The sequence below is a fragment of the Ideonella sp. WA131b genome (genome assembly GCA_023657425.1).
Lineage (GTDB): Bacteria > Pseudomonadota > Gammaproteobacteria > Burkholderiales > Burkholderiaceae_C > Rubrivivax.
In genome coordinates this window covers 1239956-1259981 of record JAGTJW010000001.1, presented here as the reverse complement: position 1 = coordinate 1259981, position 20026 = coordinate 1239956, and the positions used below count along the sequence as shown (strand labels likewise).

16 protein-coding genes and 1 pseudogene are annotated in these 20026 nt (G+C 69.4%); 8 read left to right on the top strand and 9 right to left on the bottom strand.

The window, feature by feature from the left end; all coding sequences use genetic code 11:
- Window positions 1-26: 26 nt before the first annotated feature.
- The 3 genes and pseudogenes from KA711_05815 to KA711_05805 form a co-directional block, all read right to left on the bottom strand.
- Window positions 27-1214: an AAA family ATPase gene (locus KA711_05815; GenBank protein MCM0608502.1), complete on the bottom strand. Its 1188-nt coding sequence runs from the start codon at window positions 1212-1214 to the stop codon at window positions 27-29.
- 280 nt (window positions 1215-1494) lie between these two features.
- Window positions 1495-1749 (bottom strand): annotated as a pseudogene (locus KA711_05810) (SAM-dependent DNA methyltransferase).
- A gap of 76 nt (window positions 1750-1825) precedes the next feature.
- Window positions 1826-3004, bottom strand: a complete 1179-nt coding sequence (locus tag KA711_05805; protein MCM0608501.1) for an MFS transporter — start codon at window positions 3002-3004, stop codon at window positions 1826-1828.
- Window positions 3005-3399: 395 nt separating this feature from the next.
- On the opposite strand from KA711_05805, the gene KA711_05800 reads away from it, so the two are divergent.
- The gene (locus tag KA711_05800; protein ID MCM0608500.1) at window positions 3400-5322 is read left to right on the top strand and encodes a PrkA family serine protein kinase; all 1923 of its coding nucleotides are present in this window, start codon (window positions 3400-3402) and stop codon (window positions 5320-5322) included.
- A 235-nt stretch (window positions 5323-5557) separates the two neighbouring features.
- Here the strand turns inward: KA711_05800 and KA711_05795 are convergent, their stop codons facing one another.
- Entirely contained in the window at window positions 5558-5842 is a 285-nt protein-coding gene (locus tag KA711_05795) for a hypothetical protein (protein MCM0608499.1), read from the bottom strand.
- Here KA711_05795 and KA711_05790 point away from each other — a divergent pair.
- The gene (locus tag KA711_05790; protein MCM0608498.1) at window positions 5841-7130 is read left to right on the top strand and encodes a YeaH/YhbH family protein; all 1290 of its coding nucleotides are present in this window, start codon (window positions 5841-5843) and stop codon (window positions 7128-7130) included. The two genes, KA711_05795 and KA711_05790, sit on opposite strands and share 2 nt — an antisense overlap.
- A complete protein-coding gene (locus tag KA711_05785; GenBank protein MCM0608497.1) occupies window positions 7127-8680 on the top strand; it encodes a SpoVR family protein in 1554 nt (517 codons plus the stop codon). The genes KA711_05790 and KA711_05785 overlap by 4 nt, the downstream gene beginning before the upstream one ends.
- A gap of 6 nt (window positions 8681-8686) precedes the next feature.
- Here KA711_05785 and KA711_05780 read toward each other — a convergent pair whose 3' ends face one another.
- The 5 genes from KA711_05780 to KA711_05760 are packed head-to-tail and all read right to left on the bottom strand — an operon-like array spanning window position 8687 to window position 14532.
- Entirely contained in the window at window positions 8687-10108 is a 1422-nt protein-coding gene (locus KA711_05780; GenBank protein MCM0608496.1) for an FAD-binding protein, read from the bottom strand.
- Between the two features lie 33 nt (window positions 10109-10141).
- Window positions 10142-11032, bottom strand: coding sequence for an N-acetylmuramic acid 6-phosphate etherase (locus KA711_05775; protein ID MCM0608495.1), 891 nt, complete (start codon window positions 11030-11032; stop codon window positions 10142-10144).
- Between the two features lie 16 nt (window positions 11033-11048).
- Entirely contained in the window at window positions 11049-12680 is a 1632-nt protein-coding gene (locus KA711_05770) for a family 10 glycosylhydrolase (protein ID MCM0608494.1), read from the bottom strand.
- Complete coding sequence (locus KA711_05765) at window positions 12677-13546, bottom strand: N-acetylmuramoyl-L-alanine amidase (protein MCM0608493.1); 870 nt, start codon at window positions 13544-13546, stop codon at window positions 12677-12679. Before KA711_05765 ends, KA711_05770 begins: the two co-directional genes overlap by 4 nt.
- A gap of 35 nt (window positions 13547-13581) precedes the next feature.
- Window positions 13582-14532 (bottom strand): ATPase, encoded by a 951-nt coding sequence (locus KA711_05760; protein MCM0608492.1) that lies wholly within the window; start codon window positions 14530-14532, stop codon window positions 13582-13584.
- Window positions 14533-14561: 29 nt separating this feature from the next.
- On the opposite strand from KA711_05760, the gene dacB reads away from it, so the two are divergent.
- The 5 genes from dacB (at window position 14562) to KA711_05735 (ending at window position 20020) form a co-directional block, all read left to right on the top strand.
- On the top strand, window positions 14562-16073 hold the full coding sequence (dacB, locus tag KA711_05755; protein ID MCM0608491.1) for a D-alanyl-D-alanine carboxypeptidase/D-alanyl-D-alanine-endopeptidase: 1512 nt from the start codon (window positions 14562-14564) through the stop codon (window positions 16071-16073).
- A gap of 114 nt (window positions 16074-16187) precedes the next feature.
- Window positions 16188-17174 carry a tripartite tricarboxylate transporter substrate binding protein gene (locus tag KA711_05750; GenBank protein ID MCM0608490.1) on the top strand — a complete coding sequence of 329 codons (987 nt, stop codon included), beginning with the start codon at window positions 16188-16190 and terminating at the stop codon, window positions 17172-17174.
- 464 nt (window positions 17175-17638) lie between these two features.
- On the top strand, window positions 17639-18451 hold the full coding sequence (locus tag KA711_05745; GenBank protein MCM0608489.1) for an RHS repeat-associated core domain-containing protein: 813 nt from the start codon (window positions 17639-17641) through the stop codon (window positions 18449-18451).
- A 26-nt stretch (window positions 18452-18477) separates the two neighbouring features.
- Window positions 18478-18885 (top strand): hypothetical protein, encoded by a 408-nt coding sequence (locus KA711_05740; protein MCM0608488.1) that lies wholly within the window; start codon window positions 18478-18480, stop codon window positions 18883-18885.
- A 106-nt stretch (window positions 18886-18991) separates the two neighbouring features.
- On the top strand, window positions 18992-20020 hold the full coding sequence (locus KA711_05735; protein ID MCM0608487.1) for an RHS repeat-associated core domain-containing protein: 1029 nt from the start codon (window positions 18992-18994) through the stop codon (window positions 20018-20020).
- Window positions 20021-20026 lie beyond the last annotated feature (6 nt).

Below are 20026 nucleotides of genomic sequence, written 5' to 3'. Positions count from 1 at the left end.
AAGGGCCCGGCTCGGCGAGCGCCGCATCAGCCGTCTTCCAGCGCCAGTGTCCCCTGCGGCGGCACGGGTGGCCAAGTCCCTGCGGCCACGCGGCCCTGGAACCAGCGGTGCATGGCCGCGTCTTCCACCGCGTACTCGCCGCGGGCCGATTTCCACACCTGCGCCGGGCTGCGTTCACGCAGCGCCTTCAGCGCACGCTGCGCCTGCTGCGCGCTCATCGGGCGGCCCAGCTTGTCGCGGTAGAAGCGCAGCGCCTCGGCGTCGTAGGGGCGGAAGCGCGGGCCTTGTTCCAGCATGCGCCACAGCACGGCCTGTTCGCTGGGTTTCAGGCCCGCGTAGTCGGACTCCATCTGCGCTTCGTCCTGCTGCTGCTGTGCCAGCGCCGCCTGCTGCAGCGCCGGCTCGAAGCGCCCGCTGATGCCCGCCAGCGGGCTGAGCACCGCGCCCAGGGCGGCCATGAAGAACTGCGGCCGGTGGCCAAATTGGGTGAAGGCGGCTTGCAGCGCGGCGCGGTCCACCGGCTTCAAGTCGGGCCGCTGGCCCTCGACCAGCGCCGCCACGTGGGCGATGAAGTCGGTGTCCAGCGGCGGCAGCGCCTGGATCTGCGAGCCGTAGAAAGGGGCGCCAGCGCTCACCACCAGGCGCAGCAGCTTGTCGCGGTCGGAGCCGGACATCACGAGCATCAGGTTCACCTGCCCCGGCTGGTTGAGCTGGTCGCGGGCGGACTTCAGCGCTGTCATGGCGGCTTCACCGGCCTCGCTGGTGAGCGCGTGCTGGGCTTCGTCCACGATCAGCGCCACCGGCCGGCCGGCCTGCTGCAGCAGGGTTCGCAGGGCGTCCACCAGCGTCAGGCCGTCGACCTGGCCGATCTTGCTGGTGTCGATGTCCAGCGCGCCGGCCACCTTCACGGCCTTCACGCCGGCCTTGCGGGCGGCGCGCGCCACCACGCCCAGGTGGGGCTGCAGCGCGCGGGCGATGGCCTCGGCGATCAGCGCGCCGGGATCGCGCCGCGGGTCGGCCCACAGGTCCACGTACACCACCTCCACGCCCGCGGCCTGCAGCGCGGGCGCAAGATCGCCCTGCAAGAAGGTGCTCTTGCCGGTGCGCCGGGGCGCGGCCAGGAACAGGCCGTTGTGCGCGTCGCCCAGCAGCGCCCGTCCTTGCAGGGCGGCCACCATGTCCCGGGCCAGGGCCGTGCGGGGGTAGACGATCATGGGACTATCATGTTTTATCCGGAGATCGGTAATTTATCGATTTCGAGATAAAACGCAATAGTCGCGTGCGGGGGGGACGCGGAGATCTGCAGACGATGGGCGCAGGATCTGGAAAGACGGTCGCCAGACCCCTTTGAAATCAGGCACTTGACAGCGACACACTGCCAAGTGCCGCGCTGCTGATGTGAACCACCGCATCGCCCTGCCCCCGGCTGGCCTTCTGCCGCACGACCTGCGGTGCGTTCAAGGCGTAGCCCAATGTGGTCATGGTGGCCTCTTCGAGCGGGCGGATGATGGTCTTGTTGATCTGGTCGCCGATGTCGCTGCGGCCCTTGAGCGCCACCATGTCGGCGAAGCTGGCGCCGGGCGGGATCTGGATGGGGGCAAAGGGCTGGCCGGCGTACTTGTCGCTGACGTACTTGATGAACAGCATCACCAGCACGTAGTCCATGTACCGGCTGGCGTCCATGCCGCCGCGCAGTTCGTCGCAGCTGGCCCAGAGCTTGGCGTAGCGGTCGGATTTCTTGATCGGCATGGTCAGGGGGCGCGTCGAGGGGCTCACCCGCTTCGACGCCGCGCCGTCAACACCGGCGGCGCCGGGGGTGCAGAGTCTAGGAGGCCGCCGCTGCCGCCCGCCGCTGGCTCGCCGCCAGCCACCCCAGCGCCAGGCCCAGCAGCGCCAGCGGCACGAGCGAGCCCAGGTTCAGCAGCGTCCAGCCCTGGGTGGTGATGAGCGCGCCCGAGCTGACCGAGCTCAGCGCCATGGTCCAGAACACGCAGGTGTCCATGTAGCCTTGCGCCCGCGTCTTCTCCTCGGGGCGGTAGGTCTGCGTGAGCAGCGTGCTGCCGCCGGTGTAGAGAAAGTTCCAGCCCACGCCCAGAGCGGCCAGCGCGATGAGGAACTGCATCAGGTCCACGCCCGACAGCGCCACCGCCACGCACACGATGTTGAGCAGCAGGCCCACGGCCATCACCGGCAGGGCGCCGAAGCGCTTGATGAGGCTGCCGGTGAAGAAGCTGGGCACGAACATGCCCAGCACGTGCCACTCCAGCACCAGCGCCGCGCTCTCGAAGGGGTGCCGGCACTGCTGCATGGCGATCGGCGTGGCCGCCATGAGCAGGTTCATGACGCCGTAACCCAGCGCCGCTGCCGCCACGGCCACCACGAAGGCCGGCTGGCGGGCGAGCTCGGCGATGGTGCGCCCGGCCGGTGCGCCCGCCACCGGCACCGCAAGAGCCGGAAAGCGGATGAAGGACATCACCACCAGCCCGACGATCGCCACGCCCACCAGCGCCAGGTAGGCACCGACGAAGGGCGTGGCGAACCAGCCGCGCGTGGCGCTGGCCAAGTTCGGCCCGAGGAAGGCACCCAGCACGCCGCCGGCCAGCACCCACGACAGCGCGCGCTCGCGGAAGGCCGGCGCCACCAGCTCGGTGCCGGCAAAGCGGTAGAGCGCGCCGTTGGCGCTGTAGAAGCCGGCCACCACGGTGGCGGCCACCAGCAGCCAGAAGCTGCCGATGCTGACGGCCAGCGCGCACAAGCCGGCGGATCCGGCTGCCACCACCAGGCCGATCTGAAAGCTGCGCTGCCGGCCCAGCCGCGCCTGCAGCCGCGACACCGGCAGGGCCGACAGCGCTGCGCCGACCACGTAGCCCGTGACCGGCAGCGTCGCCATCCAGCCCCAGGGCGCCAGCTGCAGGCCCACGAGACCGTTGATGGCGATGAAGGTGACGTTGTTCGTCAGGAACAGCGCCTGGCAGAAGGCCAGCAGCAACAGCGGGGTGTTCAAGCGGACTTCTTCGGCATGTCGGCCTTCCGGGCCGTGGAGTCTTGGGACCTGAGCACACACTCGGCGGCGTCGATGATGCCACCGCCTCATGGGCGGCACGCGGCTTGCATCACTTGCGTCGGTGCGAAATCGGTGTTGCGCCCGGGCACCTGACGCAGGATTGGCCGGTCAGGAAACCCTTGTTCCCGCTTTGGGCGCTGTCGAAGTGGGTAAGCTGTCGTTCAAGGCAGGGCATTGGGCCGGCGCGCCACCTTCGCGGTGGGCACGCCGGAGTTCCGGAAAGCTCTGATGGAGCCAGGGCCCGTCAAGCCGGGACTCCATCAGAACTTCCCTAGACGCCAGGGTCGGGTTGCGGAATCGTCCGCAGCCGCCCGCGTGGGGATCGGAGGCCGCCCATGGACGTGATCAAGCACTTCGCCGCCCGCTTCGAGCGCACGCGCGAAGAAGAGATGTCCCTCGAGGACTACCTGGCCGAATGCAAGCGCACCCCGCTGGCCTACGCCACCGCAGCCGAGCGCATGCTCAAGGCCATCGGCGAGCCGCAGAGCGTGGACACGCGCAACGACCCGCGCCTCTCGCGCCTGTTCGCCAACAAGGTGATCAAGATCTACCCGGCCTTCGCCGAGTTCTACGGCATGGAGGACTCGATCGAGCAGGTCGTGTCCTACTTCCGCCACGCCGCACAGGGGCTGGAGGAAAAGAAACAGATCCTCTACCTGCTGGGCCCGGTAGGCGGCGGCAAGAGCAGCATCGCCGAGCGGCTGAAGCAGCTGATGCAGGAGGTGCCCTTCTACGCCATCAAGGGCAGCCCGGTGAACGAATCGCCGCTGGGCCTGTTCGACCCCGCGGAGGACGGCCTCATCCTCGAAAGCGAGTGCGGCATCCCGCGCCGCTACCTCAACCGCATCCTGAGCCCCTGGGCCGTGAAGCGGCTCGAGGAATTCGGCGGCGACATCCGGCAGTTCAAGGTGGTGCGGCGCTTCCCGAGCGTGCTCAAGCAGGTGGGCATCGCCAAGACCGAGCCCGGCGACGAGAACAACCAGGACATCAGCTCGCTGGTGGGCAAGGTCGACATCCGCAAGCTCGAGGCCTACAGCCAGGACGACCCGGACGCCTACAGCTACAGCGGCGGCCTGTGCCTGGCCAACCAGGGGCTGCTGGAGTTCGTCGAGATGTTCAAGGCGCCGATCAAGGTGCTGCACCCGCTGCTGACGGCCACGCAGGAGGGCAACTTCAAGGGCACCGAGGGCTTCGGCGCCATCCCCTTCGACGGCATCGTGCTGGCGCACAGCAACGAGAGCGAGTGGAAGGCCTTCCGCAACAACAAGAACAACGAGGCCTTCCTCGACCGCATCTACATCGTCAAGGTGCCTTACTGCCTGCGCGTCAGCGAGGAGGTCCGGATCTACGAGAAACTGCTGCGCAACTCGTCGCTGAGCGCGGCCACCTGCGCGCCGGGCACGCTGAAGATGATGAGCCAGTTCGCCATCCTGACGCGCCTGAAGGAGCCCGAGAACAGCTCGCTGTACTCGAAGATGCTGGTCTACGACGGCGAGAACCTCAAGGACACCGACCCGCGCGCCAAGAGCTACCAGGAGTACCGCGACTACGCCGGTGTCGACGAGGGCATGAGCGGCATCAGCACGCGCTTCGCCTACAAGATTCTGAGTAAGGTCTTCAACTTCGACAGCACCGAGGTCGCGGCCAACCCCGTGCACCTGATGTACGTGCTGGAGCAGCAGATCGAACGCGAGCAGTTCCCCAAGGAGCTGGAAGACCGGTACGTCGGCTTCATCAAGGAGATGCTGGCGCCACGCTACGCCGAGTTCATCGGCAAGGAGATCCAGACGGCGTACCTGGAGAGCTACTCGGAGTATGGGCAGAACATCTTCGACCGTTACGTCACCTACGCCGACTACTGGATCCAGGACCACGAGTACCGCGACACCGACACCGGCGAGGTCTTCGACCGCGCGTCGCTCAACGCCGAGCTGGAGAAGATCGAGAAGCCCGCCGGCATCGCCAACCCCAAGGACTTCCGCAACGAGATCGTCAACTTCGTGCTGCGCGCCCGCGCCAACCACCAGGGCAACAACCCGGTGTGGACGAGCTACGAGAAGCTGCGCACCGTGATCGAGAAAAAGATGTTCAGCAACACCGAGGAGCTGCTGCCGGTGATCAGCTTCAACGCCAAGGCGAGTGCGGACGAAGCCAAGAAGCACGAGGACTTCGTGACGCGCATGGTGGCCAAGGGCTACACGCAGAAGCAGGTGCGCCTGCTGTGCGAGTGGTACCTGCGCGTGCGCAAGAGCAGCTGAGATGAAGGCCACCGCTCGGGCTGAGCCTGTCGAAGCCCTGCGCACCGCTCGGGCTGAGCCTGTCGAAGCCTTACACACCGTTCGGGCTGAGCTTGTCGAAGCCCTGCGCACCGCTCGGGCTGAGCTTGTCGAAGCCCTACTCACCGCTCGGGCTGAGCTTGTCGAAGCCCTGCGCACCGTTCGGGCTGAGCTTGTCGAAGCCCTGCGCACCGCTCGGGCTGAGCTTGTCGGTGCCTTACACACCGCTCGGGCTGAGCCTGTCGAAGCCCTGCGCACCGCTCGGGCTGAGCTTGTCGAAGCCCAGTGGGTTATCGACGCCCTTCGACAGGCTCAGGGCGAACGGCGGGGGGGCCTTCGACAGGCTCAGCCCGAACGGCGGGGGGGCCTTCGACAGGCTCAGCCCGAACGGCGGGGGGGCCTTCGACAGGCTCAGGGCGAACGGCGGGGGGGCCTTCGACAGGCTCAGCCCGAACGGCGGCGGGCCCTTCGACAGGCTCAGGGCGAACGGCGGGGGGCGCATGCAGCAGATCATTGATCGACGCCTGGCGGGCAAGAACAAGTCCGTCGGCAACCGCGAGCGCTTCCTGCGCCGCTACAAGGAGCAGGTCAAGGAAGCCGTCAAGCGCGCGATCGACGGCCGCGGCATCCGCGACGTCGAGCGCGGAGAGGACATCCGCATCCCGAAGAAGGACATCTCGGAGCCGGTCTTCGGCCACGGCCCCGGCGGCATCCGCGAGGTGGTGCACCCGGGCAACCGCGAGTACGTGCAGGGCGACCGCATCGAGAAGCCCCAGGGCGGCCCAGGCGGTGGCGGCAGTGGCAATGGCCAGGCCAGCGACTCCGGCGACGGCGAGGACGACTTCGTTTTCGCGCTCAGCAAGGACGAGTTCATGCAGGTCTTCTTCGAGGATCTGGCCTTGCCGCACCTGGTGCGCACGCAGCTGGCCGAGGTGCCGGAGTGGAAGTCGCACCGCGCCGGCTACTCCAGCGACGGCACGCCCAACAACCTGCACGTGGTGCGCAGCATGCGCGGCGCCCTGGGCCGCCGCATCGCACTGGGTGCCGGCACGCGCCGCACGCTCAAGGAGCTGGAGGACGAGCTCGCCGAGTGCCGCGCCCACTTGCAGCCCGGTGACGCCGTGGCCGAGGCGTTCATCAAGGCACTCGTGGAACGCATCGAGCTGCTGCGCAGCCGCATCGAGCGCATCCCCTACCTCGACCCCATCGACCTGCGCTACCGCAGCCGCGTGCGCGTGCCCGTGCCCACCAGCAGGGCCGTGATGTTCTGCCTGATGGATGTGTCCGGCTCGATGGACGAGGCGCGCAAGGAGCTGTCCAAGCGCTTCTTCATCCTGCTGTATCTGTTCCTGACGCGGCACTACGAGAAGATCGAGCTGGTGTTCATCCGCCACCACACGCAGGCCTCTGAGGTGGACGAGGAGAACTTCTTCCACGCCCGCGAGACCGGCGGCACGGTGGTCAGCAGCGCGCTGGTGCTGATGGAAGAGATCATCCGTGCGCGCTACCCGCCCAGCGAGTGGAACATCTACGGCGCGCAGGCCAGCGACGGCGACAACTGGCACCATGACAGCGGCCGCTGCCGCGAGCTGCTCGCCGAGAAGCTGCTGCCGCTGGTGCGCCACTTCGCCTACGTGCAGGTGGCCGAGGAAGAGCAGAACCTCTGGGAGGAATACACCCAGCTGCTGGGCACGCACCGGCACTTTGCCATGAAGAAGGCCGTCAGCGCCGACCAGATCTACCCCGTGTTCCGCGATCTCTTCAAGAAAGAAGGGGCCCAAGCCGCATGAAGCCCCGCCCGCTGGCCCTGGAGCATCCCCTGCCGCTGGCCGAGCGGCCCGGCGAACCGCTGCCCGGGCCGAGCGACTGGAGCTTCGAGCTCATCGAGCGCTACCACCGCATCATCAGGGCCACGGCCGAACGCTACGGGCTGGACACCTACCCGAACCAGCTCGAGATCATCACCGCCGAGCAGATGATGGACGCCTACGCCAGCGTGGGCATGCCGGTGAACTACCGCCACTGGAGCTACGGCAAGGAGTTCATCGCCACCGAGAAGAACTACAAGCGTGGCCACATGGGGCTGGCCTACGAGATTGTCATCAACAGCAACCCCTGCATCAGCTACCTGATGGAGGAGAACACGCTGGCGATGCAGGCCCTCGTCATCGCGCACGCGGCCTACGGCCACAACAGCTTCTTCAAGGGCAACTACCTGTTCCGCATGTGGACGGACGCGGCGTCGATCATCGACTACCTCGTCTACGCGCGGAACTATGTCGCGGCCTGCGAAGAGAAGCACGGCATGGACACCGTCGAAGCCTTTCTCGACAGCTGCCATGCCCTGGCCCACCACGGCGTGGACCGCTACCGCCGCCCCACGCGCAAGAGCCTGGCGCAGGAGCTGGCCGAGCGTGCCGACCGCGAGGCCCACGCGCAGCGGCAAGTCAACGACCTGTGGCGCACGCTGCCGCGCAAGGCCGAGAAAGAGGCCGCGGCCAGCGAGAGCCGGCGCTTCCCCGAAGAGCCGCAGGAGAACCTGCTGTACTTCATCGAAAAGAACGCGCCGCTGCTCGAGCCCTGGCAGCGCGAGATCGTGCGCATCGTGCGCAAGGTGGCGCAGTACTTCTACCCGCAGCGCCAGACGCAGGTCATGAATGAAGGTTGGGCAACCTTCTGGCACCACCGCCTGCTCAACACGATGTACGACGACGGGTTTCTCACCGACGGCGTGATGATCGAGTGGCTGAAGTCGCACACCAACGTCATCTTCCAGCCGCCGGTGGGCCACCCGGCGTACAGCGGCATCAACCCCTACGCTCTGGGATTCGCGATGTACACCGACATCCAGCGCATCTGCGAGCAGCCGACGGACGAGGACCGCGCCTGGTTCCCCGGCCTCGCCGGCAAGCCCTGGCTGCCTGCGCTGCATGAGGCCATGCGCAACTACAAGGACGAGAGCTTCATCGGCCAGTACCTGAGCCCGAAGCTGATGCGCGAGATGCGCCTGTTTGCCATCCGCGACGACGAAGGCGAGGCCGACCTCGAGGTGGCCGCCATCCACGACGAGCGGGGCTACCGCCGCGTGCGCGAGATGCTCAGCCGCCAGTACGACCTGGGACAACGCGAGCCCGACATCCAGGTCTGGAACGTCAACCTGCGCGGCGACCGCAGCCTCACGCTGCGGCACTTCCAGCACAACGCCCGGCCGCTGCACGACACCGCCGCCGAGGTGCTGAAGCACGTGGCGCGGCTTTGGGGCTTCGGCGTGCAGCTGGAGAGCGTCAACGCCCGGGGCGAGGTCACCCAGCGCTACGGCGTGCCGGCGCCGTCGGCCTGAGCGCGTTCAGGCCCGGAACACCTTGCCCGGGTTCATGATGTTGCGCGGGTCCAGCGCCTGCTTCACGCTGCGCATCAGCGCCACAGCGCCCTCGCCCGCCTCCTGCACGAGGTAGCCCATCTTGTGCAGGCCGATGCCGTGCTCGCCGGTGCAGGTGCCGCCCAGCCGGAGGGCCCGCTCCACCATCTGCACGTTCAGGCGCTCCACGGCCTCGGCCTCGGCCGGGTCGGTGGGGTCCATCAGATAGCTCAGGTGGAAGTTGCCGTCGCCCACGTGGCCGACGATCCAGTACGGAATGCCCGAGGCCTCGGCCTCGGCCACGCTGTCGTTGATGCTCTCGGCCAGCTTCGAGATGGGCACGCAGGTGTCGCTGCTCTGGCAGCGGCAGCCCGGGCGCATCTGCAGCGCCGCGAAGTAGGCCTGGTGGCGCGCCGTCCAGAGTTTGCTGCGCGCCTCGGGCGTGGTCGCCCACTCGAAGCCGCCACCACCGAACTCGGCCGCGATGGCCTGCACCGTCTCGGCCTGCTCCTGCACGCCGGCCGCGCTGCCGTGGAACTCCATCAGCAGCATGGGCTGCTCGGCCAGGCTGAGCTTGCTGTGGCGGTTGACGGCGCGGATGGCGTGGGCGTCCAGCAGCTCGCAGCGCGCGATGGGCACGCCCATCTGGATGACCTGGATCGTCGTGCGCACCGCCGCGTCGATGCTCGGGAAGTGGCAGATTGCGGCGCTCACCGCTTCGGGCAGCGGGTAGAGCTTGAGCGTGATCTCCGTCATCACGCCCAGGGTGCCCTCGCTGCCCACGAACAGGCGTGTCAGGTCATAGCCGGCGCTGCTCTTCTTGGCGCGTGTGCCGGTGTGCACCAGATCACCCGCGGCGGTGACCACCGCCAGCCCCAGCACGTTCTCGCGCATGGTGCCGTAGCGCACGGCGTTGGTGCCGCTGGCCCGCGTGGCCGCCATGCCGCCCAGGCTGGCGTTGGCGCCGGGGTCGATGGGGAAGAACAGGCCCGTGTCGCGGATCTCGCGGTTGAGCTGCTCGCGCGTGACGCCGGCCTGCACGGTGACGGTCAGGTCCTCGGCGTGCACCGCCAGGATCTTCGTCATGCGCGAGAGATCCAGGCTGAGGCCGCCCTGCACCGCCAGCAGGTGGCCCTCGAGCGAGCTGCCCACGCCGAAGGGGATGACGGGCACGGCGTGCTCGTGCGCCAGGCGCACCGCGAACTGCACGTCGTCGTTGCTCTCGCAGAACAGCACGGCCTCGGGCGGCGCGGCGTCGTAGACGCTCTCGCCGCGGCCGTGCTGCTCGCGCACCGCCAGCGCGGTGCTGCAGCGCTCGCCGAAGCGGGCCCTCAGCTCGGCCAGCAGGGCCGGCGGCACGGGGCGAGGCTCGATGCGGGGCAGCACGTGGTCGGGCAGCGGTGCGTTCATGGCAGTCTCCAGGTCGAGGATGTGATTCTGTCGTCAGCGCCCGTCCAGCGCGCGCTGCACGCTGCCCAGGGCGGCGGCCAGGCGGGCCTCGGCGGTGGCGGCGTCGACGCCGGCCCTGAGCATGACGATGGCCGTCTTCACGCGCAGCCCCGCGGCCTGCAGCGCCGCTTGCGCGGCGGCCTCGTCGGCACCGCTGGCGCGCACCGTCAGGCGCAGCGCGCGCTGCACGAGCTTGGCGTTGGTGGCGCGCAGGTCCACCATGAGGTTGCCGTAGACCTTGTGCAGCCGGACCATGCACGCGCTGCTGAAGCTGTTGAGCGCGATCTTCTGCGCGGTGCCCGCCTTCAGCCGCGTGCTGCCGCTGATGAGCTCCGGGCCGGTGTCCAGCAGCACGCCGATGTGCGCCGCCGCCAGCAGCGGCGCGCCGGGGTTGTTGGCGATGCCGATGGTGAAGGCGCCGGCCGCGCGCGCGGCGTCCACCGCGCCCAGCGCGTAGGGCGTGCTGCCCGAGGCCGCCAGCGCGATCACCACGTCGTCGGCGGTGGGCGCCAGCGCCATCACGTCGTCGGCGCCACGCGGCGCGCTGTCCTCGGCCCCTTCGACGGCGACGAACATCGCGCCCTCGCCACCGGCCAGCAGGGCCGGGGCGCGCTCCCGCGGCCAGTCGAAGGTGGGGCCGAGCTCGACGCTGTCGAGCACGCCCAGCCGGCCGCTGGTGCCGGCGCCCACGGTGACGAGCCGGCCGCCGCGGTGCAGCCGTGGCACGGCGGCCTCCACCGCCCGCTGCAGCGCCGGCAGCGCGGCGCGCACGGCCGCGGCAGCGAGCGCCTGGTCGTCGACGAAGGCCGCCAGCAAAGTGGCCGTGTCGTAGCCGTCCAGGCCCGGGTGATCCGGGTGCGGCTGTTCGGTGCGGGGCAGGGTCATCGGGGCTTGGGGCTGCTCAGGGCGTGAACAGGTGGCGCGGTCCTTCGACGCCCGTGCGGCTGACGGCGGCCAGGGCCACGCGGTCGGCGCCCTCCAGGGCGACGGTGCGCGCGGTCCCGGGCAGCACGGCAAAGCGCCAGCGGCCCGCCACGCGGCGCCACAGCGCCCAGCGGGCCACGGGCGGCTCACCGGCGGCGGGCTCGATGCGCAGCGCCGCGCCTTCGCGCTGCAGGGTCGGCGCCGCCGGCACCCGCGCGTCGAGCCAGGGCGTGGCCGGCACCAACGCGGGCTCGGCATAGGGGCCGCGCTGCAGCGCGGCGGCCAGGCCGTCGCGGTCCTGCATCAGCGCCACCAGGCTGAAGTGGACGTGCCCGGCCGCGCCTTGCTGCCGCAGGAGCTGCACCTGCGCCAGCAGCTCGGCCGCCGGCCAGGCGCGCGGGCCCGGGGCGTCGTCGGCGCGGCGCCGCACCTGGCTCGTGAACAGCCCCGGCCACAGGTGGCGCTGCGGTGGCGGAGACAGCTGCGCCAGCTCGCGCTGCCAGTGCGCCAGCAGCACCGGGAACTGCTGGCCCACGCGGTCGATGGGCCAGTACAGCTGTGGCACCAGGTAGTCGAGCCAGCCCTCGGCGATCCAGCGCTCGACGTCGGCGAACAGCTTGTCGTACTGGCTGAAACCGGTGATGCCGGGGGGCCGCCGCTCGGGCCGGCCGATGCCGAAGGGGCTGATGCCGAAGCGTGTGCCGGGACGCACGGCATGCACCGTGTCGTGCAGCTGCCGCACAAGCGCATCGACGTTGGCGCGCCGCCAGTCCTCGCGCGCCAGCGTGCCGCCGGCCGCGCGGTGGCGGGCGTGGCTGTCGTCGTCGGGAAAGGGCAGCTCGGCGCTGCCGGGGCCGGCCGCCGGGTTGGCCAGCACCGGGTAGGGATAGAAATAATCGTCGATGTGCACGCCATCGACGGCGTAGCGGCGCAGCACGTCGGCCACCACGGCCAGGGTGTGCGCCGCCGCGGCGGGCTCGCCGGGGTCCATCCAAAGTTGTTCGCCGTAGCGCCGCACCAGCGCCGGCTGGCGCACGGCCAGGTGCGGCGCCACCGGCGGCGACTGGGCGGCCGAGTGGCGCGCGCGGTAAGTGTTGAACCACACGTGCAGCTCGATGGCGCGCGCATGCGCCTGCTCGAGCCAGAAGGCCAGCGGGTCCCAGGCCGGCTCGCCGGCCAGCCAGGGGGCGCGGCCCTGCTCGCCGGAGAGGAACTCGGTCCAGGGCTCGAGCGCCGAGGGGTAGATGGCGTCGCCGGCCGGCCGCACCTGCAGCACCAGCAGGTTCAGGTTCAGGGCACGCGCGCGGTCCAGCAGCGCCAGGGCCTCGTGGCGCTGCTGCGCGCCGCTCAGGCCGGCGCGGCTGGGCCAGTCGATGTTGGCCACGGTGGCGACCCAGGCCCCGCGCAGCTCGCGCGGGCTGGGGGGCGGCCCCTCCTCGGCAGGCTCCGGCGCCGCTGCCGGGGCCGGCGCCGGTGCCGGGACCTCGATCAGCGGTGACGGGCGGTCGAGCCCCGCGCAACCGCCGGTCGCCAGCGGGCCCAGCGTGGCCAGCGTGCCCAGCGCCCCCAGCCGGCCCAGGGCCTCGCGTCGCGAGGGCGGCGCACTCATCGCGGGGCCGGGGCGCCCAGCACCCGGGGTGCCGGGCGCCCCGCGGGCGCCGCGGCTGCGGGCGCCGGGGGGTTGTTCAGCACCCACAGCAGGGCGGCGCTCTCGGCGTCCATCTCAGCACGGTGGTCGGCAGGGCGGTAGCGCATCTGGAAGTTCATCATCACGCGGCGGCTCTGGTCGTCCCACAGGCCGGTGGCCTCGATCACGTAGCCCCACTGCCGCAACTGCTGCTGGAACCACAGCGCGCCGGGCAACGCCGCCTCGTACACGGCGCGCTGCGCGGCCACGCGGGCGGCGTCGGGCAGCGGCGGCACCAGGCCTTCGGCCGCCAGCCGCGCCCAGGGGAAGGTGGGGCCGGGATCCTCTTTGTACGAGGGCGTCACCTCGCCGTGGCCGAGCACGCGGTCGGGCCGGATGCGGTGGCGCGTGACGATGTCGCGCACCAACGGCACGAGGGCCTCGATCTGCACCGGCGGGAACGCCGCGAACACCTTCTCGCCGTCCGGCCCCTTGCGGTAGCCCGGGTGCACGATCTCGATGCCGATGCTGCTGGCGTTGAGCAGCCGGTGGCCCTTCCAGCCGCTCTGGCCCGAGTGCCAGGCGCGGCGCTCCTCGTCGACCAGGCGGTGGATGCGCGGCGGCGTCTCGTCGGTGAGCAGATAGTGCGCCGAGACCTCGCGCTCGGTCAGGATGTGCAGGCTCTGCGGCAGGTCGGCCACGGTGTAGTGGAGGATGAGGAAGAGCACGCGGCTGTCCTGCCCCTTGGCCGTGTGCGTGGTGACCACGGGCACGCCGCCCGGGGTGCGGCCCATGCCGGGCGGGTGCGTGGCGCAGGCGCCCAGCACCAGGGCCCACCACAGCGCCATCCAGCGCGCGACACGGCTCAGCGGCAGGCCCGGCCTCACGGGGCGGCCTCCTGCGCCGCGGCCAGCCGCGCGGCGGCCACGTGGGCCGGCTCGGAGAGGGGCCGCACCGGCACGCCCGGCGCGCTGGCCTGCAGCGCCGCACGGAAGGCCGCCTCGATGGCCGGGTGCAGCGCCCACACGCGCCCGGCCAGGGCCACCGGCAACGCTGCGCCCAACCGCGTGTGCAGGGCCTGTGCCAGGCGGGCCAGCTCGGCCCCGGCCTGCGCCAGCAGAGCGCGCGCGGTGGCGTCGCCCTCGCGGGCGGCCTCGGCCACGGCCAGCGCCAGCGTGCCCAGCTCGCCGCGGCTGGCGCCGTAGACGAAGTTGCGCGTGGCGGCCCAGTCGGCGCCGCCGACGGCGCGCGCCAGTGCGCGCCCCAGCGGCGTGGCCAGGCCCTGGCCGGGCGCGGCGTCTTCGAGGCGCCAGACGCGGCACAGGGCCTCGCGCGCCAGCCAGTGGCCGCCTCCGGCGTCGTCGATGACGGCACCCCGGCCGCCGGCCCGGTGCAGGCGGCCATCGGCCGCCCGGTGCGCGGCGACCGAGCCGGTGCCGGCGTAGACGAGCACGCCCTCGCCCGGCGCGAAAGCGGCGCGGCAGGCCAGGTCGATGTCGCTGACGACGTGCACCTGCGCCGCACCCAGCCGCAGCGCCGCGGCCAGTGCCTGCGCCAGCGCCGGGGCCAGCGTGGCATCGACGCCGGTGATGCCGGCCCAGGCCCGCCGCAGTGCCAGGCCCGGCGGCAGCGCGGCCGCCAGCGCATCGAGCGCGGCGCGCAGCGCGGCGCGGCCGACGTCGTCGAGCAGCATCAGCCCCGACAGCGGCGGCGCCGTGCCCTCGGCGTGCAGGCGACCGGCGGCGTCGGCCAGCGCCCAGCGGGTCTGGGTGCCGCCGGCATCCAGGCCGAGGTGGCAGGGGGCGGAGGAGAGGATCGCGCTCACGCCCGGCATTGTCGCGGCGGCGGCCCACAATCGCCGCCATGACCCTGCCGATGCGCCGCCTGCGCGGGCCGGCGGCTGTGCTGGCCACGCTGCTGGCGGCCGCCGGGGCCGCGCGCGCCACGCCCCCCGAGCCCGTGCAGCGGGCGCTGCAGGCGGCGAGCCTGCCCTCCGACGCGCTGGCCTATGCCGCGCTGCCGCTGGGCCACCGCGGCCGGGCAGTCGGCTTCCAGGCCACCCGATCGCTGCAGCCCGGCTCGACGATGAAACTCGTCACCAGCATCGTCGCGCTCGACCGGCTGGGGCCCAGCCACCGCGGCCACACGGAGCTGCTGAGCGCCGCACCGCGGCGGCCCGGGCCGCAGGGCGATGTGCTCGACGGCGATCTCGTGCTGCGCGGCGGCGGCGACGTCGAGCTCGGCGTGCCGCAGCTTTGGGCGCTGCTGATGGAGCTGCGCGAGGCCGGCGTGCACGAGATCCGCGGCGACGTGCTGCTGGACCGCACGCGCTACGACCCGCCGCGCGCCGACCTCGGCCTGCCGCCCTTCGACGAGGCCCCGGAGTTCCCGTACAACGTGATCCCGGATGCGCTCAACCTGGCCGGCAGCCTGCTGCCGCTGCAGCTGCAGGCCACGGCCGATGGCGTGGTGGCGCGCAGCGTGCCGGCGCTCGATGGCCTGGTGCTCGATGCGCGCGCGATGACGCTGGTGGACGCGCGCTGCGCCGACTGGGACGACCACTGGAAGCCCGCCACCGTGGCCCGCGACGGCAGCACCATCACCGTTGCGCTGCACGGCGCGTTTCCGCGCGGCTGCACGGCGCGGCCGAGCCTGCAGCTGCTCGACCGCGACGAGCTGGCCGAACGGCTGCTGCGCACCCTGTGGCGCGGCCTGGGTGGCGTGTGGCAGGGCCGGGTGCGCGCCGGTGCCGCGCCGCCGGGCGCCACCGTGCTGGCGCGCCGCCAGGGCCGGCCCTGGGGCGAGCTGCTGCGCCACCTGAACAAGGCCAGCGACAACGCCTGGACGCGCGTGCTGTTCCACGAGCTCGGCGCGCTGGCCCCCGAGGCGCTGGCGCCGCGCAGCCTGCCCACCGCCGAGCGCGCCGACCGCGTGCTGCGCGACTGGTTCGCGCGCCAGGGCATCGACGCTGCCGCGCTCGTCACCGACAACGGCTCGGGCCTGTCACGCCGCGAGCGCGTGAGCGCACGGCTGCTGGCCGAGCTGCTGCAGGCCGCCTGGCGGGGCCCGCACCGCCACGACCTGCTGGCCACGCTGCCCACGGTGGGCGTGGACGGCACCATGCGGCTGCGGCTGCGCGACTCGCCCGCCGCCGGCTGGGCGCGCCTGAAGACCGGCACGCTGCGCAACGTGGTCGGGCTGGCCGGTGTGCTGCGCGATGCCGACGGCCGCGACTGGGCGGTGGCGATGCTGATCAACGACGAGGGCGCCGCACGCGGCCGGGCGGTGCTGGATGCGCTGGTGGACCACTGGGTGCGCTCGTCGCCGGACGCCGCGGCGCCGCCGCGCGTGGGGCCACAGGGCGAAGGGCCCTGAGGGGCGGGCAACCTGGGCGCGTGGGCGCGTGGGCGCGTGGGCGCGTGGGCGGCACAATAGCCCTACCAGAGAGTCCGCGCCAGAGCCCGCCACGCCCCCTTTAGGAGACACACGATGCAACCGAGAGCCCTGTCCCGCCGTCGCCTGCTGCAGGTTGGCAGCGCCGGTGCCGCCACCCTGGCCCTGACCCCGCTGCGGGCCCAGGCTTGGCCGACCAAGTCCGTCCGCCTGGTCGTGCCCTTCGCGCCGGGCGGCAGCTCGGAAATCATCGCCCGTGCCGCCGCCGCCGAGATGGGCAAGCTGCTGGGCCAGTCGGTGTTCGTCGACAACAAGCCCGGCGGCGCCGGCAGCGTGGCCATGCAGGAGGTGGCCCGGGCGGAAGACCAGCACACGGTCATCCTGGGCCACATCGGCACATTGGCCGTCAACCCCTACATCTTCGACAAACTGCCCTACGACGCCGACCGCGACTTCAAGCCCGTGTCGCTGCTGGCCAAGGTGCCGAGCCTCTACCTCGTGCACCCTGACCTGCCGGCGAAGACGCTGCCGGAGTTCGTGGCACTGGCCAAAAAGCAGCCGGGCCGGCTGAACTACGGATCGGCGGGCAACGGCAGCGCCGGCCACCTGGCGATGGAGTACCTGAAGAAGGAAAGCGGCACCTTCATCATCCACGTGCCCTACCGGGGCACGGGGCCGATGCTCACCGATCTGCTCGCCGGCCGTCTGGAGGCCGCCTCGGTGGGCGCGGCGGCCGTGCTGCAGTTCGTGCGCTCCGGCAAGCTGCGCTGCATCGCCACCGGCACGCCGCAGCGCATCGCGCAGCTGCCCGACGTGCCCACGGTGGCCGAGCAGGGCTACAAGGGTTTCGAGATGTCGCAGTGGTACGGTCTGAACGTGCCGGCCTCGATGCCGGCCGCCGCGATCGAGCGGCTGGCCCAGGCCGCCGCCAAGGCGATGAAGGAACCGGCCACGCTGGAACGCCTGGCGCACGACGCGGCCATCGCGGTGGGCGGCACGCCGAGGGAATACGCGGCCTTCATCGCCGCCGAGCAGAAACGCTGGCAGCCGGTGATCGCGCGGGCGAAGATCAAGCCCGACTGAAGCGGGCGCAGGGAGCAGACGCTGGCGCGGGCGCGCAGGCCTCGCTCGGCGTTGCCGTAACCCCTGTCTTGGCAGCAGAAGCCCACTTCGGTGTTCCAGAGGCGATTCGTTCCTTCTGTGGAAACTGAAATGAGATTCCCGAACTGCTTCGTGACCCGCTGGTGCGGCAAGACCTACAGCTACGACCCCAACGGCAACCTGCTGCCCGACGGCACCCACAGTGTTGATCGCTTCCCTGGTTGTCCTGGGTAGGGGCAGGTGTTTGGTGAAGAGCACTAAGGCAACAGTTTTGCCGTTCTCAATCTCTGTGAAGCAGTCGCATGCGGAGCTTGTTCGGCAGATCGCCAATGATCACAAGCTACCGTGGACTGAAGAGTCGTACACGGACGTTCAGCCATGCGTTCGCTTTCGATTTGGGTCCACAAGCGATCGCAGGGCCATCGCGTTTCTGAGCAGCGTTCCAAATGACGCTCATTCTCTACATGCCGTCTTCTCTACGGACCCGCCGAATGCGGGCTGAGCGACCGACGTCGCAACCGCGCTGCTTCTGCGTGCTTGGATCTGGCTCAGAGACGATCAATGACGGCGACACCTTCGTGCAGGAACTGCTGGGCGCCAGCAGCAACAGCGCGGTGAAGGCCCAGCTCTTGACCGGCGGCATCGACGAGACCTTGCTGCGCATCGAAGGCACCAGCCGACACAGCGTCCTGGCTGACGGCAACACCCAGCAGTACACCGGGCGGGAGAACGACAACCCGGGCAATGCAGGAGGGCTGTACTGCTATCGCGCGCGGTACTACATGCCGGGGTGCGCGAGGTTCATCAGCGAGGATCCCATCGGGTGGGCGTCGGGGCAGACGAATAACTATGGGTATGTGGGAGGGAATCCGCTGAGCTTTAGCGATCCAACGGGGTTGCAGGCGTATGTAGGGCAAACACCCCCCGCAAGCATTCCTGGAGGATCTTGGACACCTCAGGCGGGTCAACCACCTGGGACATTCCAAGGCCCCAAAAATCCAGGTGGTCCTCGTAAGATGTGTATGTTCGTGCCTGATGAAGCTAATGGCGGACCTAAAGGTGCGAAAGAAGCGTATTGGAAAACGCAGGAACCCGGACAAAAAGGTTGGCAGCGCTACAATTTGGAGGGTAAGCCAATTACCCCAGAAGAGGCACATCCCGGGAACCCAAGAATTCCATTGCGCCTACCTTTTTACTTGTTGATATGTCCACTATGCGACATCATGCATTCGCCTCCACCGGTAATTGGGCCTGCTTGATGGCATCACAACAAGAAAATTCAGCCATGAACGAAGAGCGTATGCCGCTAGAAGAGTCGTTCCATAACTTTTTTTTCTACTTTATGAAAGCTGTTGATGTGTTGTCGTTAGATTCAGCGGAACAATGTGAAGTCATGGGGAATTTCAACGTCGCATGGGAGATTCAGCACGATGTTCTTGACGGTGGGACTGCATTGATAAATTGGCCCGAGGACTATTTACTTCCTGCTGAAAAGGCCGCGATTACTGAATTGCTGCCAATGCTGAGAGACCTGCCGGATGGTGCATTGCAGCGGACGCATGAACATGAGCAGGCCATGAGCCATCCTGCCTGGGCTGATCTTCGTATTGCTGCAAAGCGTTTGCGTGTGCAGCTTGAAGATGCTGTAAAAAGGAATCATGAATTTTTTGGCAATCAACGGGCACAGTCGTAAGTTGTGGGATGCTGTTGATTGCGTTTGAAAACTGAGCCACTTTAAGGCAAATTTTGGGCCTCGGGGTCAGGTCTCTCATGTTGCCCAGACACACAGCACGAACGCCTTGACCATCGTGCCCAATGGCGCCAACAACCGCCTGACCCGCTGGGGCGGCAAGACCTACAGCTACGACCCCAACGGCAACCTCCTGGCCGACGGCACCCACAGCTACCAGTGGAACGAACGCAACCAGCTCACCGGGCTGAGCGCCGGGGCCACGAGCCTCGCGAGTTTCAGCTACGACAGCCTGGGCAGGCGAAGCGCCAAGACCGTCGCCGGGGCGACCACCGGCTTCGTCTACGACGGCGACACCTTCGTGCAGGAACTGCTGGGCGCCAGCAGCAACAGCGCGGTGAAGGCCCAGCTCTTGACCGGCGGCATCGACGAGACCTTTCTGCGCATCGAAGGCGCCAGCCGACACAGCGTCCTGGCTGACGGCAACAACAACACCGTCAGGCTGCTGGACGCCAACCAGACCAAGGTGGTGGACTACACCTACGAGCCCTACGGCCGCACCACGGCCGACGCCACCAACGGCAACACCCAGCAGTACACCGGGCGGGAGAACGACAACCCGGGCAATGCAGGAGGGCTGTACTACTATCGCGCGCGGTACTACATGCCGGGGTGCGCGAGGTTCATCAGCGAGGATCCCATCGGGTGGGCGTCGGGGCAGACGAATAACTATGGGTATGTGGGGGGGGATCCTGTTAGCTTCACCGATCCTTTTGGACTTGCGCCAAGTCTATGTGACCACCGGGCATGGCATAACCTAAAGCAAGCAGAGAAGGTGCTTGCCTTGCAGGGAGCAGGCTTCGTTGTGGCAACGAATGTAAAGATGAGATATTTGTCTCCGGATGCCGAAGGTTGGGCAGTTGCAGATTACTGGGCGAGAAGACCAGGGACAGACTTGGTCATTGTTGGGGAAATAAAAACAGGAGATGCACAGCTCAGTCTGCGACAGCGCCTGCATTACAGAAATGGTATAATTCAATCTATGAGTAACAAAACGGTTCCCCTGGGAGTTGTAAAAGGTGGTTTTGTTCCTGGAGTTTTCAATGGCCCGGATCGCTTCCCTGGGTGTTCTCACTGATATAGA